10 protein-coding genes are annotated in these 18,666 nt (G+C 31.2%); 7 read left to right on the forward strand and 3 right to left on the reverse strand.

The genetic code is table 11. The features are described 5' to 3' along the window. Positions 1 to 194: 194 nt before the first annotated feature. The 3 genes from manA (at position 195) to fsa (ending at position 4,318) form a co-directional block, all read left to right on the forward strand. Positions 195 to 1,409 carry a mannose-6-phosphate isomerase, class I gene (gene manA, locus APS56_RS00560; protein ID WP_054723794.1) on the forward strand — a complete coding sequence of 405 codons (1,215 nt, stop codon included), beginning with the start codon at positions 195 to 197 and terminating at the stop codon, positions 1,407 to 1,409. A 193-nt stretch (positions 1,410 to 1,602) separates the two neighbouring features. Continuing rightward, entirely contained in the window at positions 1,603 to 3,636 is a 2,034-nt protein-coding gene (locus tag APS56_RS00565; RefSeq protein WP_054723795.1) for a transketolase family protein, read from the forward strand. A gap of 28 nt (positions 3,637 to 3,664) precedes the next feature. Next, complete coding sequence (gene fsa, locus APS56_RS00570) at positions 3,665 to 4,318, forward strand: fructose-6-phosphate aldolase (RefSeq protein WP_054723796.1); 654 nt, start codon at positions 3,665 to 3,667, stop codon at positions 4,316 to 4,318. A gap of 129 nt (positions 4,319 to 4,447) precedes the next feature. On the opposite strand, the gene APS56_RS00575 is transcribed toward fsa, so the two are convergent. Together APS56_RS00575 and APS56_RS00580 are read right to left on the reverse strand one after the other, a co-directional pair. Continuing rightward, entirely contained in the window at positions 4,448 to 6,376 is a 1,929-nt protein-coding gene (locus APS56_RS00575) for a metallophosphoesterase family protein (RefSeq protein WP_082379206.1), read from the reverse strand. A gap of 5 nt (positions 6,377 to 6,381) precedes the next feature. Beyond that, entirely contained in the window at positions 6,382 to 8,181 is a 1,800-nt protein-coding gene (locus APS56_RS00580; protein WP_082379207.1) for an alkaline phosphatase, read from the reverse strand. A gap of 297 nt (positions 8,182 to 8,478) precedes the next feature. On the opposite strand from APS56_RS00580, the gene APS56_RS00585 reads away from it, so the two are divergent. From APS56_RS00585 to APS56_RS00600, 4 genes are all read left to right on the forward strand, one after another. Continuing rightward, complete coding sequence (locus tag APS56_RS00585; protein ID WP_054723797.1) at positions 8,479 to 11,442, forward strand: SusC/RagA family TonB-linked outer membrane protein; 2,964 nt, start codon at positions 8,479 to 8,481, stop codon at positions 11,440 to 11,442. 17 nt (positions 11,443 to 11,459) lie between these two features. Beyond that, entirely contained in the window at positions 11,460 to 13,202 is a 1,743-nt protein-coding gene (locus tag APS56_RS00590; RefSeq protein WP_054723798.1) for a RagB/SusD family nutrient uptake outer membrane protein, read from the forward strand. 543 nt (positions 13,203 to 13,745) lie between these two features. Further along, complete coding sequence (gene pbfA / locus APS56_RS00595; protein ID WP_054723799.1) at positions 13,746 to 15,101, forward strand: (R)-1-hydroxy-2-aminoethylphosphonate ammonia-lyase; 1,356 nt, start codon at positions 13,746 to 13,748, stop codon at positions 15,099 to 15,101. Positions 15,102 to 15,113: 12 nt separating this feature from the next. Beyond that, complete coding sequence (locus APS56_RS00600) at positions 15,114 to 16,709, forward strand: fibronectin type III domain-containing protein (protein WP_054723800.1); 1,596 nt, start codon at positions 15,114 to 15,116, stop codon at positions 16,707 to 16,709. A 1,081-nt stretch (positions 16,710 to 17,790) separates the two neighbouring features. On the opposite strand, the gene APS56_RS00610 is transcribed toward APS56_RS00600, so the two are convergent. Continuing rightward, the gene (locus tag APS56_RS00610; protein WP_054723802.1) at positions 17,791 to 18,642 is read right to left on the reverse strand and encodes a universal stress protein; all 852 of its coding nucleotides are present in this window, start codon (positions 18,640 to 18,642) and stop codon (positions 17,791 to 17,793) included. Positions 18,643 to 18,666: the final 24 nt, after the last annotated feature.

The raw sequence follows: 18,666 nt of genomic DNA on the forward strand, positions 1-18,666 counted from the left end.
TTTTAATGCTTAAGGCGTTAAACGTTTATTTTGTTAAATAGTTAAAAAGCCTCTCCTAAAATTTAAAGTTTTTACTTTAAATTTTAGGAGAGGCTTTTTTTAATTTATTAATAGTAGTACGTTTTCATAAATTAAAAAGTTTATTTTTGATTCATCCAAAAAAACATTGCTTTATATACTAAAAAACATATAAAATGTCAAAAAACACAACAAACCTATTTGCTCTTAAGGGAAAAATTCAAAATTATGCATGGGGTGGTAAACAGTTTATTCCAGAATTATTAGGAATGGAAGCTAATGATGAAAAATGTGCAGAATATTGGTTAGGAGCCCATGCCAATGCACCATCAACTATTTTAACAACTGAAGGGAATCAATCTTTAAATGATTTCCTGAAATCAAACCTTGTTGCTAGCTTAGGAAGTGAGGTTGTTAATAAATTTGGGCGTTTGCCATTCTTATTTAAGGTATTAGATGTGCATGATATGCTATCCATTCAAGTACATCCATCCAAAAAAGAAGCAGAAAAAGGCTTTAAAAATGAAAATGATTTAGGAATTCCGATAACAGCTCCTCATAGAAATTATAAAGATGATAATCATAAACCTGAAATAATGGTAGCCTTAAGTGAGTTTTGGTTGTTACACGGGTTTTTACCAAAAAATCAATTGATTCAAAGATTAAAAAATACACCTGAGTTTGTTGGGTTATTACCAATTTTTGAAAAAGAAAGTTACTATGGACTTTATAAAAAAGTAATGGAACAATCTCAAGAGGCAAGCAATAAAATGTTAGCACCTTTAGTTGAGCGTATTATGCCATTGTACTTAGCAGGGAAATTAGATAAATCAAGTCCAGATTATTGGGCAGCCAAAGCTGTTGATTCAGCAGAAGATAAAACCCTTTTAGATAAAGGTATTTATTCTATCTATTTTTTCAACATTCTAAAAGCAAATAAAGGAGAAGCAATTTTTCAAGATGCTGGTATTCCTCATGCTTATTTAGAAGGTCAAAATATGGAGTTAATGGCAAATTCAGATAATGTGTTACGTGGTGGTTTAACTCCTAAACATATTGATGTCCCAGAACTGCTTAAACATATTACTTTTGAAGAAACTATTCCAAATATTATGCAAGGAACGTTGCAAGATGATGGTTTGGAGCGTATTTATAAAACAATAGCACCAGACTTTGAGCTTAGTAAAATTGATATTTCTAGTGTAAAAGCATATCAATCACAATCTAAAACAGCTCAAATTATAATGATTATTGAAGGTCAAGCAGAAATAAAAGAAGGAAACACAGTTTTGACTCTTAAAAAAGGAGAATCCGCATTTTTGAAAGCCCAAAGTGTATATAGCATATCTACTTTAACTTCAGCGATAATTTATAAAGCCACAGCTCCCTAAATTTTTAAAATGAATGAGATAAATAGCATCATATAAAAATAAAAAATGACAGTCAGTTAGAGACTTTGTTTAAGTATAAAACACTTAGCTGTTATTTTATTATATATTTGCAAAAAAATGTTTTTATTCTATAATTCCTTTGGAAAAAGTATAATTCAACGTAAAAACTATTTAGAATTAACTATAAATTAAAATGAACAAAAAAATTGATCAACAATCAGCAGATAACATAAGGGCGCTTGCTGTAGCCATGGTAGAAAAAGCAAATTCAGGACACCCAGGAGGTCCTATGGGAGGTGCAGATTTTATGCATATTCTGTATTCTGAATTCTTTAATTATGACCCATCAGATATGGAATGGCCATTTAGAGATCGTTTTTTTATGGATGCTGGTCACTTATCAACTTTAATGTATGCCCAATATTATCTTTTAGGAAACTATACAAAAGATGATGTTGCTAATTTTAGACAATGGGGTTCTATAACACCAGGTCACCCAGAGGTTGATGTAAAGCGTGGTATTGAAAATACATCTGGTCCCTTAGGTCAAGGCCATACTATGGGTGTGGGAGCAGCTATTGCCGCTAAGTTCTTACAGGCTCGTTTTGGAGACTGGATGAATCATAAAATTTATGGTTTTATTTCTGATGGAGGTATCCAAGAAGAAATTTCACAAGGTGCTGGGCGTATTGCTGGGCATTTAGGATTGAGCAATTTTATCATGTTTTTTGATTCTAATGATATTCAATTATCAACTTCTACAGATGAAGTAACTACAGAGGATACAGCTATGAAATATGAAGCTTGGGGATGGAAGGTAGTTACAATTGATGGACATAATCACGAAGAAATTAGAAAAGCATTGACAGATGCTAATAATGAAACTGAAAAACCAACCTTAATAATAGGAAAAACAATTATGGGAAAAGGTTGTGTTACGGTAGATGGAGATATGTTTGAAGGTTATTGTGAATTGCATGGACAACCTATTGGTGCTACAGGTGCAGATTATACAAAAACCTTGATCAACTTAGGAGCAAACCCAGAAAGTCCATTTGATATATTTGATGATGTTCAAGAGTTTTACAAAAATCTATTAACAGAAAAAACGGCTAAAGCTGCTGAAAAGAAAGCAGAGATTTTAACGTGGAGGCAAGCAAACGAAGCCTTGGCTTCAAAATTAGATTTCTTCTTGTCAGGAGAATTACCAGAATTAGATTTTTCAACCATAACTCATAAAGCTGGTTTAGCAACACGAGCAGCCTCTTCAGGGGTTTTAGGGTATTTGGCTGAAAATGTTGAGAATATGATTGTGTCGTCTGCTGATTTATCAAATTCAGATAAAACAGACGGATTTTTAAAGAAAACACAGGCGCTTCAAAAAGGCGATTTTTCAGGATCATTTTTACAAGCAGGTGTTGCTGAGTTAACTATGGCATGTATTGCTAATGGTATTGCGCTTCACGGAGGAATTATTCCAGTAGTAGCAACATTCTTTGTATTTTCAGATTATATGAAACCAGCCATTCGTTTGAGTGGTATTCAAGAATTGGGTGTGAAATACGTTTGGACGCATGATGCTTTTAGAGTTGGAGAGGATGGACCAACACACCAACCAGTAGAGCAAGAAGCTCAAATACGTTTATTAGAAAAATTAAAGAACCATAGCGGAAACCCAAGTTTCTTGGCTTTACGTCCTGCAGATTCTGCAGAAACCAGCGTAGCTTGGAAAATGGCCTTAGAAAATAAAAACACCCCAACAGGATTAATTCTTTCTCGTCAAGGTATTAAAGATATAGTCCCGCAAGGAGCGTCAAGATACAAAGAAGCTTTAGCTGCTGAAAAAGGAGGGTATTTAGTAAAAGAAGTTGAAAATCCAGATGTGGTTTTAATCGCAAATGGATCTGAAGTTGCAACCTTATTTGCAGCAGCAGAGATTCTAGAGTCTCAACATAACTTAAAAGTGAATATTGCTTCGGTAATTTCAGAAGGGGTTTTCAGATTACAATCTAAAGACTATCAAAACTCTGTAATTCCTAAAAATAAACCATTATTTGGCCTAACGGCTGGCTTACCAGTTAATTTAGAAGGTTTGGTAGGTGATAGCGGTAAAGTATTCGGGTTAGAGCATTTTGGCTATTCAGCACCAGCATCTGTATTAGATGATAAATTTGGCTTTACAGGCGAAAAAGTAAGCAAACAAGTATTGGCTTATTTAAATAAATAATGTTTTTAATAAATTAAAAAATAAAGAAATGAAGTTTTTTATTGATACAGCAAACCTTAGTGATATTGAAGAAGCACAAGCTTTAGGTGTTTTAGATGGCGTAACAACTAATCCTTCTTTAATGGCCAAAGAAGGGATTACCGGTGAAACAAATATATTAGCACACTATAAGAAGATTTGTAATATTGTTGAAGGCGATGTAAGTGCAGAAGTTATTTCAACTGATTTTGAAGGCATGGTAAAAGAAGGTGAAGCATTGGCTGCTTTACACCCTCAAATTGTGGTAAAACTACCAATGATAGCAGCAGGTGTAAAAGCGTGTAAGTATTTTTCAGACAAAGGTATAAGAACTAACGTAACATTGGTTTTTTCTGTAGGACAAGCATTATTAGCTGCAAAAGCAGGAGCTACTTATGTATCGCCATTTATTGGAAGATTGGATGATATATCTACCGATGGTTTAAATCTTATTGCAGAAATAAGACAAGTTTATGATAATTATGCTTTTGATACTCAAATTTTAGCAGCTTCTGTGCGTCATACAATGCACGTTATTGATTGTGCTAAAATTGGAAGTGATGTTATGACAGGACCATTATCATCCATTACGGGTCTATTAAAACACCCATTAACCGATAGTGGTTTAGCAAAGTTTTTAGAAGATTATAAAAAAGGGAATTAGCGTTTAATATAATAGACTATATAATAATAAAGCCTGATAAATTTTATCAGGCTTTGTTGTTTGTAATCATAACTCAATTTTTTTAAACTACCCAACCTATTTCATTAAAAAAGTAGAGTAATATTGTGGCTATTTACTTTCTATTTTAGTTAATTTGCCAGTTTTATAATCTATTATAAAGTTATTTGAAGGCGAGCCATTTAAAAATTTTGAAAAAGCATTGTAAAACTCTGTTAACTTTTGTCTGTTTATATCAGTAACTTTTTTTGATATATTCAAATTGTAATTTTTAAAAAGCCATTGATATATTGAAATTTGTTTTATTCCAATATCATCAATAGCTAAAATATCTGCATTTCTAATTCTGTAAAAGTCAAAAATCAAATCAAAAGCCGTCCATTGCTCAAAATCGTGAAAAGAAAACTCAGATTTCTTTAAGGCCATTCTAGCTTTGTCTTTTGCGGTTTTCCAATCGGTTTTATATAATTCTTTATTGTCAAACATAGTTTGAAGATCTATCTCAGGATTTAAATAAGGAAGAAGAAGTAGCTCTTCTGCTGAAATGTTTAGCATAAAATTTTTAAAATTAGAATCCCAGTCATCTTTTAGAAAACGCAATCTAACAAGCTCTTTTAAATGAAAGATGGTAAAATCTTTATATGAATTTGTTTTTAAAATATCATAATTCCATACAGGGAGTTTGTTTTCTTTTAAAAAAGTATATTCTTGTTCATATAAAGGAAATAATTCATTAAAATTAGGAATTTTGTTAATAGTTATTGTGTTTACTTCAATAGTACTATTGGGTTTAATTTTTAATATTTTGTAGCCAGGAATATATGCTGCTATGGATGGTGTTTGGATATTGACTATTGATTTTTCGTTTGAAAACGTTCTAATTCCAGTATCATTTATATGCATATGCCCCCCAACATGAACGGTAATACCTGCTTCAGATAATAGTTTGGCTACCATTTCATTGGGCACGCGTTCTAATTGCCATTTATTTCCATTAAAAAAAGATTTTAAGGTTTCGGAAGCATCATCATTAAAGTCTATTATTGGGTAATGACTAAAAGCAATAAGGGTTTTGTTAAGCCGTTTAGCTTCATTTGCAATTGTTTCTATCCATGTAAGTAAATGTTTTTTATGAGTAACTACATTGTTATAGCCAATGCTTGCACTGCCATAATTTTTTGGGTTTAAAGGATTACCATTTGTAGTTCTTTTGGGGATATAAACATTAGCATCAATAGCTAATAGCCATACGTTAGGCGTAGGCTCTACCACGTAACTAGCATCAGGAATGGTATATCCAGGTACAATATCATACATTCTTTTTTCAAGGGGAGCATTAGCTAATGCTTTATCATATGTGTAATTATCTGCTTTATAATTTGAAAATGGTGTAGCCCAGAATAAATAATTTTTTTGAGGAGAAAAGCCATAGGGTTTCAAATGGCTAAAAATACCTTTGTAACCTAATTTTTTTATATCTTCTGAAATGATATTAGGTAGTTTATTATCATTCTTATTACTGGATTTTGAGTTGCTATAAATGCCTTGTGCTTGTCCATTAATTCCCATAAAGTCCGATTTCCCAGATTCTTGTGCAAAAGGTCCTACTGGATCATGATTACCAGTTGTAATAAAAAATTGCATATCATAAGTACTGCTATAAGTCTGTAAAATTTGTTGCAATCCTCTTAAATGGATGGTTTGTCCGTCATCGGTAAAATCTCCTGGTAATGCAACGAATTTTATGCCTTTGGCAGCCATATCATCTAAAGCAGCAAAAAGAGCAAAATAATTTTCATTAAAAATCCGTGTAGAATGCAATTGAGCGTCCATTGTTCTTAATAAGGTAAACTTATTTGTTTTATTATTAAAAACACCTTGGTAGTCAGTATCCGAAAATTTTCCATAGATGTCTTGAAAGTGAATATCGGCTATAAAAGCTATCTGAATATCTTGCGTATCGATAGAGACCGGTTTTTGAGCAATAATTGACGTTACTACAAAATAAATTATAAAAACGATAGGGCGAAATGAATACATGAAGTTTACTTTATATTTAAAACGTCTTTTATTTTGTGAAAAACCTCATTGTTTTCATAAACTCCAGTAAAAACCTCAGATTTAGGTCCGTAAGCAAATATAGGAACCATAACACCTGTATGGTCATAAGTTGAAAAATCGCCTTCAACTTTATTTGACTCTAAATTTCCTTGAGGGATGCTTAATCCAGAAGTTTCATGATCTGCTGTTATTATTACGAGTGTATTTTTATGAGTATCAGCATACTTGATAGCTTCAGTAATCGCTTTGTCAAAGTCAATAGCTTCTGTTACAATGCCAGATATATCATTTCTATGTCCGAAAGAATCTATTTGCGCAGCTTCAATCATTAAAAAAAATGGTTTATTTTGATTGCTAAAATATTCTAATCCTGTTTTGGTAGCTTCAGCAAGTATGTGGTCTCGACCCGAGTTTATACTTGGTACACCTTTTTCAGAAAGAAAATAGCCAACTTTCTTTTTTTTGCTTGAAGCTATTTCATTTAAACTATTTAAAATAGTAAAATTTGAATTAACAAAAATATCAGAGTAGCTGGAGGCCCCTCCTCCCATAAATAATGAAATATTACTTTTAATTAAATCGGAGGCTATTTCTTTAGTCATATCTCTATCTAATTGATGGGCATAAAATGCCGATGGTGTAGCTCCAGTAATTACATCAGTAGTTATAAAGCCTGTATTGTAATTTTTTTTATTAAGCAATTCCGTCATGTTTTCTATTGGCACTCTATTTATATTCATGCCTATAGATCTATTATATGTTTTTTCACCAGTAGCAATTGCGGTTCCGGCAGCTGCAGAGTCAGTTGTAAAATCATCAGCAGCTTGTGTTTTCAAAAGGCCTATAGATTTTAGTTGTGTTAGTGTTAGTTCTCCGTGATTAGATAGTGCAGCGGCTGATATTTGAGAAAGTCCATAGCCATCTCCAATCATCAAAATAATGTTTTTAACACCCTGATTTTTTTTAATTGAATGAAATGTAGGCTTATAAACGGTAGAATAAAAAGTGTTTCTATGAATTCTATCTGATAATGAGTGTATGTATGTAGATGCAGTATAAGGCATATCTGTATTGATGTAATCTACACCTAACTCAGCAAAGGCTTTCCATGCTGTTTTAGAATCTGGACAACCCCAAAAGCGAAAAGGTTTGTTAAAACTGTGTGCTTTATTAATTATTTCTGATACTTTTTTGTGATCTTCTTTGGTAAGTCTGCCTTTACCATTCCAATTGGAAAATTTCGAAAATGGTAAACTTATGAGCCCTACTTTGTTAAGAGCTTCTTCTGAAAGTGGTTTTAAATTTTGATAGTCAAATTTTATAAAAGAAGGGTAATTATTATATGATTCAGGTTTGGGTTGGTTACCAGAAACAATAAATGAGATATGCTCAGAATTTGTAATATCAGGATATAATTTTAAAGTGTTTATAAGTGTTTTTAAGGTAGCAATAGCTTCTGTTTTAATGTCAATAAGAAGTTGAATTTGTTGGTAAGATTGTGGGGTTAATTGAAATGTTTTTTGAATAGGATCCAAATAAAGGTTTTCAATAGTATTAAATGAAGTGATGTCCACTTCATCATGAGCAACAAAAAGCGTATCATTTTTCAAGATAACATCAATTTCAATAGAGTTTAAACCACATGAATATGCCGTCCAAAACGGAACTTTTTGTTTGTAATCATTATGGGAATGAATTTTATATGGTAACCCTATTTCTTGTCCAATGGCTATTTGAAAAATAAAAAATAGCAGTATCAATATGCTTTGTTTTGAAGAGTTCATGATTAAGTTTTAATGGTTTTAGTAGTATAAACTTAGCGCTATTTATTTAAAAAAAAAATTCACTAAATAAGAGTGTTGATCCCTTAAAATATCATGTTAATTTTTTGAGTTTTAATAAAACGCTAAAAACATGGTGTTTATAAATAGTAAATTTTTCACAATACAGGGGTGATTAACTTTGTATTAACATACTTAACATGAAGTCAACTTATATATAAGTTTTTGTTGATGTTTTGTTTACATAAAACAAAGGGTCTACAGTTTACTTTGCATAAAATTTTAACTTATATTAAAATAATGAAAAAAATTAAACTTTTATTGCTAACACTTTTTGTTAGTGTAACAAGTATTTCTTGGGCTCAAAAAGAAATTACAGGAACTGTACTTGATGATCAAAACATACCATTATCAGGAGCAAACATTTTAGTAAAGGGTACCACAAACGGTGTTTCAGCAGATTTTGATGGAAACTTTAATATTAATGCTGAAATTGGTGACGTACTAGAAGTCTCTTTTTTAGGTATGAAAACAAAAGAAGTTGTTATTAGTAATTATCAAACAATAATGATTGTTTTAGATGTAGATGCGGCTCAATTAGATGATATTGTAATTGTAGGTTATGGCTCTCAAAAACGTTCAGATGTAACAGGTGCCATTTCTTCTGTTAAAAGTGAAAGTTTTAACAAAGGGGTTGTCGCAAATGCAGGACAACTTTTACAAGGAAAAGTAGCAGGTGTAAATGTTACTTCAACGAGTGGAGAGCCTGGATCTTCACAAAACATTATTATTCGTGGTGTTGGTAGTTTGCGTTCAGGTACTACGCCGCTTTATGTGGTTGATGGTTTTGCTTTAGATAACACAGGAAATGGTGTTGCTTCAAATCCATTAAACTTTATTAACCCGGAGGATATTCAAAGTATTGATGTATTAAAAGATGCTTCGGCAGCTGCTATTTATGGATCTAGAGCAGCAAATGGGGTTATTGTAATAACAACTAAGAAAGGTAAATCAGGTAAAACTCAAATGAATCTTTCGGTTTCTACAGCTTTTTCAACTTTAACAAATAAGGTAGATGTATTTAATGCAGAGGAATTTAGATCGGGTGTAAATGCGGTTGGTGGAACTTTAGCTGATGGAGGGGCTTCCACAGATTGGCAAGATGAATTGTCAAGAACCGGTGTATCTAAAAAAGTAAATTTTTCGATGAGTGGCGGAGCCGAAAAATCTACATATTCAGCATCTATTGGGGTAGATGATCAAGAAGGTATTTTAAGGAATAGTAACTTAAAACGTTATTCTGGCCGTTTAAATTTAACTCAAAAAGCATTTGATGATAAATTTAAAGTTGAGTTTAATTTAACAGCTAGTAAACTTGAAAATGTTAGACCCAATACAAGTTCGGTAGTAGATAAAATGTTAACCATGAATCCTACAGATGCACCTTATGTAAATGGTGAAATAAACACTAATTTAAGTAATGATATTTTTAATCCGTTAATAGCAGAAGAACTTTATGGAGATTTTACCCATAATTATCGACTTTTAGGAAATGTAGCACCATCTTATGAAATAGTAGACGGTTTAGTTTATAAATTGAATATTGGTGTAGATTATTCTTCTACAGATAGAGATGTGCAGGATAAACCTTATGCATCGGCTACAAATATTACACTTGGATCTTTAAATACATCTTCAACAAGTAATAGTAATACTTTGCTAGAGAATACCTTGACGTATACTCTAAACAAGAATTTAAATAGTTTTACATTTTTAGTAGGACATACCTATCAACAAACAGAAGTAAGTCAAAAAAGTTTCAGTTTGTCAGGTTTTCCTGCTAATGGTGTGGAACCAAGATATCAGATAGAAACAGCTACAGAGCCAACATCTCAATCTGCTTATGCTACTAAAAATGAATTACAATCTTTTTTTGGGAGACTAAATTACGCATATAATGATAAATATTTGGTTACAGCCACAATGCGTGCAGATGGTTCGTCAAAATTTGGAGAAAATAATAAATACGGTTATTTTCCATCTGTTGCATTAGGTTGGAATTTAATTAATGAAGATTTTTTAATAGATTCAGAAACATTTAGCAATTTAAAACTTAGAGCTAGTTGGGGGCAAACAGGAAGTCAAGAAATTCCTTCTAAAATAACTCAAGCTAGTTATACCGAAAGTATTACAGGTAACGATACCTACCCTTTGGATGAAAGTGCAACCGATTTGAGTGGTTATCCATATGGTTCTATTTATGTGCGTTTAGCAAATCCAGATATACAATGGGAAGTTTCAACTCAAACCAATATTGGTTTAGATTTTGGTTTATTAAATAACAAGTTGACTGGAACAATTGATTATTTTAATAAAGTGTCAGAAAATATTTTATTAGAAGTTGCTCCAGTAGATCCAATTCAACCTACAGATAAATATTGGACGAACATACCTAAAATGGAAATAAAAAACTCGGGTGTGGAGATTGCTTTGGATTTTAATAATGACAGAGGTCAAGATTTTTCATATAACATTGGAGGAAATATATCATTAACCAAAAATGAAGTTATTGATTCGCCATATAAAATATTAACTACAGGATCTGCTCAAGGTTCAGGACAAACAGGAGCTACAATTAATGGTATTTTAAACGGAGAATCTATTGGAGCATTTTATGTACAAGAATTTATTGGAATTGGATCTGATGGATTAAATCAATTTGCAGATACTAATAATGATGGTGAAATTTTAGATGATGACCGCATAGTAGCTGGCAGTGCCTTGCCTGATTATATTTATGCATTTTATATGAATTTTAAATATAAGAATTTTGATTTGGGATTGAATTTTAATGGTGCGGGAGGAAACAAAATATATAACCATGTAGCCATGTCTTCTTTTAATAAAGGAAACCTTGCCAATTCATTTAATACAACAGATAGGGCTATAGAGTTTTTAAACGAAGCCAATACCAACTCAAATTTAGTTTCAACAAGATATTTAGAGGATGGGGATTTCTTAAGATTAAACAATGTTACATTAGGATACAACTTAAGTCCAGAAGTGTTAGGTATTCAGGATGTTATGAATAATATACGTTTAACTATTACAGGTCAGAATTTATTTGTAATAACAGATTATTCAGGATATGACCCTGAAATTAATACAGGGAGTTCTATTGGAGGTATTCAAACTTTTGGAATTGATTATTTCAGTTACCCAAAAAGTAGAACCATTTTATTTGGTTTAAACTTGACATTTTAATATAAAAAAAATCAAAAATGAAAAATAAATTAGTATTTACAATTCTTACTATCAGTATATTTTTAAATTGGAGTTGTTCAGATTTAACTGAAGAAGTTTTAGATGAATCTTTAACAGGAAGTGGCCAAGCAGAAGCTATTAGTGGTGCTATTGCGCCAGCGTATGGTCAATTAGGATGGACTTGGAGACATACAAATTATTATGGTTTACAATTAATACCAAGTGATGAAGCTATTTTACCGTATAGAGGAGGAACAGATTGGTATGATGGAGGTAAATTTTTAGCAGCGCATTCGCATACTATAACACCAACAAATGATTTGGTAACTAGTTCATGGAATGAACTAACTAAAAATATTTCAAGAACTTTATCGGCTATTGAAGTTTTAACCCCTTTAGCAGAAAGTGGCGATACGGAAGCAGAAAGTGCACTTTATGAAATGAAAGCACTAAGGGCTTATTTAAATATGCTAACCTTGGATAGTTGGGGACTTGTTTTCAAAAAAGAAAATTCATCTGAAACTTCAGAAGTGTTAAGAGGTCAAGATGCTATAGATTATATAGAAAGCGAATTGTTATCTGTTGTAGATGCTATTAATACAACAAAAGGACCTGGCAGAATGACGCAAGCTGCTGTTTGGGGGTTTTTAGCAAGATTAAATTTAAATGCAGCGGTATATCGTGATCCGTACGGAACTCCTAATTTTACAAAAGAGGATATGGATGCTGTAATTAAATATACAGATAATATAATTACATCTGGTAAATTTACCTTATCTCCAGAATATTTTGACTTGTTTAATGATGATAATCATGATAATCCAGAATTAATTTTTGCAATAGATCAACGTGGAGTATTAAATAATGAACATAGTAGATGGACTTATTGGTCTTTGGCGGGTTCTAATTACGGAAGATTAGAGTATACTAGTTCTGATGGAACTGATGGCCCAGCTATAACATCAGATTTCTATCAAACATGGGTAGATGCTTATGGGGATGTAGATCCAGCAGACGCTGATGCAAGATTTTATCAAAAAAATCAAAAAATTCCAGCACATCTTGAAGACCTCACGGGGGTAAATCCTTCAAATGACGAAAATCATTACTATTGTGAAACAGCTGAAGATTATGAATTTGACAGAGGAATTATCCGTGGTATCATTTGGGGACCAAGAAAAGATGAAAATGGAGCATTTTATACCTGTGATGAAGGGTATAGAATTTATCCTGTAATTCAAACTAAAGGAAATGGACCTGATAAGAATGTTGCTTATGTAAATCATACTTTACAAGTAGATTTTACTAATGAGGGCAGGGCTCATCATGCTGGATACCGAAACTCAAAATATCAGTTTAGCCGTACTTCACCAAATGCTAACAACTACAGTAGTATTGATATAGTTTTAATGCGCTATGCAGAAGTTTTTCTGATGCGTGCTGAAGCTAAATTAAGAAATGGAGATACTGCAGGGGCCTTAATTGATGTAAATACAGTACGAACAGCTAGAACTGCTCGCGCACCAATTCCAGCCGCATTAACTTCCATTGATATAGATATTTTGTATAGAGAGCTTGGCTTTGAGTTTTACTGGGAAGGACTTAGAAGAACAAACCAAATTCGTTTTGGTCATTACGAAGATAGTTGGACAGAGAAAACCGATAGTAATGTAAATAATAGATTGTTTCCTATACCACAAGTAGCCATTGATGGCGCTTCTAATACTCCAGGATATTTAGAACAGAACAAAGATTATTAGTAATATGTTTTTGAATTAGTTTAGTTTTTTTAAGCAGGTAAAATTTTAAAAAATTACCTGCTTTTTTTGAATACATAAGATTTTATTTTTTTGTTTTAGTTCTTGTTTGAACCAAACCGCCATACTAAAAAACAGCTACTAAGCGTCACTAAGAAAGGTGTTATGGTTAAGTGTGATATGGAAATGCCTTAAGTTTTATTAGTATTCAATTTGATGTAAGCTAATCAAAATGAAGGAGAGTTGTATTATAGATAGATATAATCAATACATTATGGTGATATGTGTAAAGACTAGTTTCTGTAATTTTTTTAATATAAGGGTAATATTAGTTTCTTTTTAATAATGTTTATATAAGATTCTGTTAGTTACAATTAGTAAACCATTTTATAGTTTTGCTTAATGAATTTAGTAATTGTTTCTTTTTTATATAGAGAATATTGTTGTTGTGAAGAGTTATTAGATGTTTTAAAAGGGACATTTTCTTCAATTTTTTTTGGTTTGCTAAAAATGTTTAAAGATAAATTATAGTCAATTAGAGAAGGTATGAATCAAGATGAAATGAATTTAAACAGAACTGTAAAAGATGATATTAATTTAGTATCAAAACATAAGCTGTGGAATAATCAGCATGCAGATGAAAAGACGCTTGGTTTATTAGAAAAAGACACACGTTATTTTATTCCTCAATCACTTTCTACGCAGTGTTTAGATGTATTGAGAAGAGCCGAGGGCGCTTCTCTTGAGAGTGTGTCTGGTAAAAGATATATAGATTTTCATGGAAATTATGTTCACCAAGTAGGTTATGCTCACCCCAGAATCATTGAAAACGTTGTAAAACAATTACAGAAATTACCATTTTCTCCTGAACAGTATACAAATAAACCGGCAATAAAATTTGCAAAGAAATTAGCTTCGTTAGCACCTTCAAATTTAAATAGAATTTTATTTACTACAACAGGCAGTTCGGCCATAGCTATGGCCCTTAAATTAGCAAGGGCTGTAACAGGCAAACATAAGGTCATGTCATTTTGGGATTACTCTCATGTAACTTCCTTAGATACAATGAGTGTTGGAGGTGAATCCTTTTGGCGAGAAAACAAGGGGGGAATAGTGCCAACAGAAACCATTAATATTCCTCCTCCCATAACATATCGAGGCATTTTTGAAGATAATGAGAGTAAGTGTTTAGAATACATTGAATATACACTATCCAAAGAGGCTAATATTGGTGCTTTTCTAGCTGAAACTGTTAGAAATATAGATGTACAAATACCATCAAAGAATTTTTGGAAAGAAGTTAGAGCATTGTGTAATAAATATGGGGTGTTGTTAATTTTAGACGAAATATCTATTGCACTAGGTAGAACGGGCTATATGTTTGCTTTTGAACATTATGATATAGAACCAGATATTCTTTGCTTAGGCAAAGGATTGGGGGGTGGTATTTATCCACAAGCAGCTATGATTACGAGAGATGATTATAATCATTTAACAGAATTATCTTTAGGCAATTGTACATTTGAAAAAAGTCCTGTTGGAGCAGTGGCAGGACTAACAACCATTGAAATTATTGAAGATCAAAATCTTTTAAAACGGGCAAAAAAGTATGAGGCTTTTATAAAATCTTCATTAGAAACCATGAAGCTTAATCATACAATCATTGGTGATGTAAGAGGTATTGGAATGTTATGGGGAATAGAATTGGTAAAAGATAGAATTACTAAAGAAAAAGCATCTAATGAGGCAGAAAAAATATTGTATTATTGCTTAGAAAAAGGGCTGAATTTTAAAGTGTTTTATGGTAATGTTTTACAGCTATCACCAGCCTTAACAATTAGTAGAGACGAACTTAATATAGCGTTAAATATACTTAACGAAGCATTAATGAAAATTCAATAAAAACAACTTATAATGAAAATAGTCATAAGTAAAATAATAGTCTGTAGTTTCATTTTAATGCCTTTAATAAGTTTTACGCAAAACGTAGATGAAACTTTTTTGGTAAAACCGTTTTTACAGGATGCAGAGCCTAATACTATAATTATTAAATGGGAAACTTCAAAAGGAGAAGAAAGTATCGTGGAGTGGGGGTTAACACCAAAATTGGGTAAAAAATCAAAGGGGTTTTCGTATGATATTAATTTTTCGGAAAGTAGAATTCACGAAGTTAAATTAGAGGGGTTAAAACGATTTACAGAATATTATTATCGTGTACGTACAGGAAAATTAGTTTCAAATATTTATCAATTTAAAACACCTCCTTTTTCTTCTGACCAAGAGTCATTTAATATTGTAGCTATGAGTGATATGCAATATGATGTCAATGAACCTAAAAAGTTTTTAGAAATAATAAACGAAGGTGTTTTGCAATACTTTAATAAAACTTATGAAGGTAATGTACCTAATAATTTGGCTATGATCATGATTCCAGGAGATTTGGTGGAAAATGGAGCAAAATATAACCAATGGAAAGATTATTTTTTTAATTCTGGAGAAAAATTATTTGCCGAAGTACCAATTTATCCAGTATTGGGTAATCACGAAAATAATTCAAAATTTTATTTTAAATATTTTAGTTTGCCAGAAAATGGTACGCCTGCTTATGCTGAACATTGGTGGTATAAAGATTATGGAAATACAAGAATTATAGGACTTAATTCTAACGAAGGTTATCGCAATAGTAAAGAACAGTATTTATGGCTTGAAAAATTACTGTTTGATACCGCAAAAGATGAAACGATAGATTTTGTATTTGCTCAGATGCATCATCCCCATAAATCTGAATTATGGATTCCAGGAGAAACTGATTTTAGTGGAAAAATTGTGAAAATTTTAGAAGATTTTTCAACTCAAACAAAAAAACCAAGCATCCACTTTTTTGGACATACACATGGATATTCTAGAGGACAATCTAAAGATCATAAGCATTTATGGATTAATGTTGCTTCAGCAGGAGGAGCAATTGATAATTGGGGTGAATTTGAAGGGAGAGATTATGATGAGTTTACTGTCACACAAGATGAATATGGTTTTGTAGTAGTAGAGGTGGATGCAAACAAAGAAAATCCAAAATTTACTATCAAACGGATAAGTAGGGGCAATCAAAACAATATAAAAAATAATGAGGTTTCAGATACATTAGTAGTTTATAAAAAAGAAAGGCTCCCCATGACTCCAGTTGCAATATCTCCCAATAATAGTGTTATGTCTATTTCAGGAATAGTACTTAAGGCCGGAGATTTTAAAAGTGATTTTAACAATGCTTTCCATGCAGCTTCAAATTGGCAAGTTTGTGAAAATGAATATTTTGAAGATTTAGTAATAGATAGTTGGAAGCAGTTTGAAAACTGGTATTATTTAGAAAATCGTCAGAAAGATGATGACTTGACAGATGAAAAAATAAAACGGTTAAAACCAAATACCAATTATTATTGGAGAGTGCGTTACAGAGATCAAAACTTAAATTGGAGTGATTGGTCTCAAACATTGACATTCAAAACAGAATAGTGAGGCATTAAATACCTGTAAAATCAGTCTATAAGCTTTGGATTGTTTGTGATACTTACCGTTTCAAATGAATAAAAAAAACAAAGTTAGGTGGAAATTTTGTCACTGCAATCTTGTTTTTTACCTGCCCAGCAGTGTACTAAATAATTGAGAGTTAGAACAAAAAAAGGGAATGTCTATATGTAAAACACTCCCTTTTTGTCACATTTTTAATGTGAATGACTAATGTAATAAAAAAGCAGAAACAGGAAGGTTTTAAGCTCCTGTTACTTAGTGGAAATATTTGCTGTTATTTACCATTTTTTTAAATTATTAATTATCCCTAAAAAAAGCTAAATCAAATCTTCTAATGGTATGTATAATGGTAAATATTTTCAAACATTTTTAACAGTGTTATGTTTTTTTGATACGAAACGCTGTTATTTTTTATAAAAAACAGGAGGTTTTTACCTCCTGTTTTTCCAAAATATTTAATATTATCAATTAACTACCGGTTTTTAAAACAGACCCTTTATACTAAAATAAACACTAAGGCTTTCTTGTTAAAAAATAACTTTAAATATTTTGTTTTGGTATCATTATAAATTACTAACAACACCTAAAATTATGTGTGTATGAACTTTTATTACTATGCTAATATAGTATTAAACAGAGACTTTTAAAATGATATATATCAGTTTGAAAAAAATCACATTGGTATAATTTTATATGCCATATTTAGCAAAAATAAACCTATCATACATAACAAAATATATATTAGTTGTACTAATTTTATATTAATAAATTCTAATATTGTTACTGTACGTTTTGGAAAAGTAAAAAGAGATAGACCTATTAGAAGAGAAAGCCATCCTATTAGAGTTATTATAAATTTCCAATTTGGTTGCCATACGTTGTGAAATAAAATATTTAATAAACCAATGATAATAGCTATAAAAGAGGAAATAATTAAAAATTTTTCATCTTTTAAATCGGAAAAAATTTGCTTAATCCGTTTTGGATTAAAGGTTAAAATTAAGAAGAAAATGATGAGGTACCACCCCCAAAACTTTGCTAAAAAAATAGAAGTATCCATAATATTTTAATTTTTTTCGTGTAATATGAGAAAAGGAATTTCTGTATGATAGTTTATTTCTTTAACTTTATTATGAAACAGAATTTGTTGAAAATAGTTTAAGTTTTTTGCCATCATACAAATCATATCTATATGTCTATTTTCAATAAAACACTGTATAGCGTTTTCTATATTTGAGTTTGTTACATAGTGAAAACTATGATTTACATAACTAAAATAATCATCTAATAACTCTGTGTTTTGTTTTTGTTCAGCATTTAAATCTGTTTTACTTTTACTAACATTTAGTATGTTGAGTGCAGGGTTGTGTTTATCCAAAATATCTGAAAGAGGTTGTAGCATACGCATATCGTAATTTAATGAAAAGTCAGTTGGAAAGGCTATTTCTTTTGGTTTTGCATACTTTGTGTTTTCAGGAACTGCTATGGTAGTACATTTTACTTTGGTGATAACATCACTTGTATTGCTACCCACTATAATTTTTTTTAATGCAGATGCTCCTTTAGTGCCAATAACAATAATATCTATTTTTTTTTCTTTAACATGTTTTCTAATAGATTCAATAAAGAAGTTATTATCGTAAAGTGTATAAAATTTATGGTTGCTATTAATAGGAAAGTGTTTTGTAATTTGCTTTAAGATATTATGAAGTTTTATTGTAGCTGGTTTTGCATGAACATCGTCTAGTACGGTGTCATTTGCGTATGCATATGAATGATTTACTACTATGGTATTACTTAACTTATGAACGTAAAGTAAGTAAAAGTTACAGGTTTCATTTTTAAATAAATGGATAGCATATTTAATAGCATTCCATGAGTTTATTGAAAAATCTGTGGGAAGTAGTATATTTTTCATCTAACAACAATTTTATAATTACTA

The organism is Pseudalgibacter alginicilyticus (assembly GCF_001310225.1).
Classification (GTDB): domain Bacteria; phylum Bacteroidota; class Bacteroidia; order Flavobacteriales; family Flavobacteriaceae; genus Pseudalgibacter; species Pseudalgibacter alginicilyticus.